The organism is Rhizobium bangladeshense (genome assembly GCF_001662075.1).
GTDB lineage: Bacteria > Pseudomonadota > Alphaproteobacteria > Rhizobiales > Rhizobiaceae > Rhizobium > Rhizobium bangladeshense_B.
Window position 1 is genome coordinate 1 of record NZ_LYPL01000076.1, and the last position, 1,579, is coordinate 1,579.

Below are 1,579 nucleotides of genomic sequence, written 5' to 3' on the forward strand. Positions count from 1 at the left end.
GCGCAGTGCCCGCAACCGCGCCAGGATGCGCTCCTCATCGGCCCCGGCAAGCCTGCTGTACCCGACCACATCAGCAGCCAGGATTGCAGCCAGCTTTCGGATCTCGCTCATGGCGCCGTCTCCTCGCCTTCAGGATAGCAGGGAGGCAGGGGGCGAGGAAGAAGTTTTAGCCGGGGGTGAGGGCGATCTCGTTGCGATCGAGCTGGATGCAGCGACGTTGGAGCTCAACGCTGACCATGTGCAGCTTTAACGGGCGCGCAGGCGAATTGTTAATGCCCGGCTGAGGAAGCGCCGCTCTGGCCGGATCTGATGCGGCGCAATTTTGAGCTCGGCCGCGGCACCGTCATCCGCACTGAAAATGTCGAGGAATGGCTGCGCTCGACCCAGTGCCGCCGCGCCAAGATCGGCTATCGCGCCTTCGAGACGGATCTTTCCGACGGCCGCTGGCTGTGGATGACCGAAGCGGTGCAGACTAACGGCTGGATGCTCTGCATCGCCAGCGACATCACCCGTCTCAAGGTCCATGGCCGCACCGTCCGGCAGGATCGCGACCAGGCGATCAAGGCCTCCTACACCGACGAACTCACCGGCGTCGCCAACCGCCGCTTCGTCATGGCGCGCGTCGAAGACATGCTTGAAGCCGCCCGGCATGGCAGCAGCGGCTGCCATGCCGTCTTCGACGACAACTTCAAACGCATCAACGACCGGCTCGGCCACCACGCCGGCGATCTCGTGCTGCGCGATTTCGCCCACCGCATCCACCAGAATGTCCGCCGCAACGACTGTTTCGGCCGCGTCGGCGGCGAAGAATTCCTGCTCGTCATGCCGGCCACCGGCCCGGAAGACGCGCTTGCCATGGTCGAGCGCGTGCTGACGGTGATCCGCTTCTCCCGGCCGCTGCCGGACTCGCCCGACTTCAGCTACACCTGCTCCGCCGGCATTGCCGCATGTGTGCCGACGGACAGCGTCTCGGAGCTTTATCGGCGGGCGGATCAGGCGTTGTATGACGCGAAGATGAGCGGCCGGGATAGGGTGCGGGCGGCGGAGGGCCTCACATCGCCTTCAAGATGAAAATTCGCAACAGCAAAACGCCGCGCTGCGCTGCTGCACGAGGCCCCAACCGCCATAAGCATCAGCGCCTGGGAAACGGCAGCTTCGCGCCTGCATAAATGCCGTTCAAAAGGCAGACCTCTCAAAAAAAACAACGCGATGTTATCAGACAGCTCAAGCCAGATCGTCGATGGACCGTGAGCTCTCCTGGTCTTCCTCCTCACCGTCCGTTCGCTTCATTTTGAGAGTCTTGCCGAGCATGCGCCGTGCATCCTGCAAAGACTCGAAGTAGTTATCCGCTGCGATGCTAAGGCTCTCCGGCTGATGCGCCTTGCCCATCGCCTCTTCGTCCCATTCCTTGTTGATGCGCTTGGCGAGCGCGACGCCCACAGCTCGGCCGACGCGCTTTATCATGGCGTTGCGAGCCAGTCCCCGCGCCATCTTCTGCATCACCTCCGGATCGGGTGCTTGGTAGTACTCGCGCCACCGTTGTTCGTGCATCAAGTTAACTGCTGGCTAAGTCATATTG

Annotated in this window: 1 protein-coding gene and 1 pseudogene; one reads left to right on the forward strand and one right to left on the reverse strand. The window is 62.6% G+C overall.

What is annotated here, in order from left to right; genetic code table 11:
• Positions 1–282 precede the first annotated feature (282 nt).
• Positions 283–1,071, forward strand: a pseudogene (locus A7X77_RS31475) (GGDEF domain-containing protein); the annotation flags it as partial.
• Positions 1,072–1,224: 153 nt separating this feature from the next.
• On the opposite strand, the gene A7X77_RS31480 reads toward A7X77_RS31475, so the two are convergent.
• Positions 1,225–1,551, reverse strand: a complete 327-nt coding sequence (locus A7X77_RS31480; protein WP_064686678.1) for a hypothetical protein — start codon at positions 1,549–1,551, stop codon at positions 1,225–1,227.
• Positions 1,552–1,579: the final 28 nt, after the last annotated feature.